Origin of the sequence: Paraburkholderia phenoliruptrix (assembly GCF_019511605.1) — a bacterium.
Lineage (GTDB): Bacteria > Pseudomonadota > Gammaproteobacteria > Burkholderiales > Burkholderiaceae > Paraburkholderia > Paraburkholderia phenoliruptrix_A.
This window is the reverse complement of the sequence record NZ_JAEUAV010000062.1, coordinates 1-1132: the sequence shown is the minus strand read 5'-3', so window position 1 is coordinate 1132 and position 1132 is coordinate 1. Positions and strand designations below refer to the sequence as shown.

1 protein-coding gene is annotated in these 1132 nt (G+C 72.2%); it reads left to right on the top strand.

What is annotated here, in order from left to right; all coding sequences use genetic code 11:
• Positions 1 to 1132 (top strand): non-ribosomal peptide synthetase (locus JNB89_RS30755; protein WP_220364730.1); only part of this gene is annotated, 1132 nt, incomplete at both ends.

Sequence of the window (1132 nt, the reverse complement as noted above, 5' to 3'; positions counted from 1 at the left end):
GGCTGGTCACGCGGCGCGTGACGTTCGCGCGGATTCCGACGGCGCTGTGGCAGCAGTGGCAGCGTCATGCCCCGCCGCGCGCGCAGCTTGCCCTGCGCCAGGTGACGGTGGGCGGCGAGGCGCTGCCGGGCGATGCGCTCGCGCGCTGGTGCGAAGGGCCGCTTGCGGACATCCGGCTGGACAACCTGTACGGCCCGACGGAGACGACGGTGGCCGCGCTGTATCGTCAAACGCGGGCTGAGGACGTGGATCAGGTGACGGTGCCGATCGGTCATCCGTATCCGGGGCGCACGGCGCGGGTGCTGGACGCATCGGGCGATGAAGCGCCGGTCGGCGGGCTGGGGGAGCTGTGTATCGGCGGGCCGACGGTGGCGCGCGGCTACCTGGGCAGGCCGGGGCTGACGGCCGAGCGGTTCGTGCCGGACCCGTACGGTGCGCCGGGCGCGCGGCTCTATCGAAGCGGCGACCTGTGCCGGATGCGCGCGGACGGCACGGTCGAATTCCTGGGACGGCTCGATCAGCAGGTGAAGCTGCGCGGGCAGCGCATCGAGCTGGGCGAGATCGAGGCGGTGCTGCGCCAGTGCGAGGGCGTGCGCGAGGCGGCGGTGATTGTGGTGGGCGAGGGGCAGAAGCAGAGGCTCGCGGCGTATGTGGCGGGGGACACGCGGGCGGGGAGTCAACGGGCAACAAACACCGACCCAGCGAACGGCACCCCCGCCCCGTCCTTCGCGCTCGACGCCGCTCACCTGCAACGCGAACTCGAGCAGAGGCTGCCCGCCTACATGGTCCCGTCGTCGGTGACGGTGCTTGCGCGGCTGCCGTGGATGCCCAACGGCAAGCTCGATCGCGCCGCGCTGCCCGCGCCGCAAACGGGCGAGCGCGAGCGGATTGCGCCGTCGAGCGAAGTGGAGTCGGTGCTGCTGTCGATCTGGAGCGCGGTGCTGGGGCGTGACGATCTGGGCGTCACCGACAACTTCTTCGAAGCGGGCGGCGACTCGATCCAGAGCCTGCAGATCATCGCGCGCGCGCGTGAGGCGGGCTGGCGGCTCACGCCGCGGCAGATCTTCGAGCATCCGACGATCAGCGGTCTCGCGCAGCGCGCGCAGCGGCTGGACGCACACGCGACGCAGGA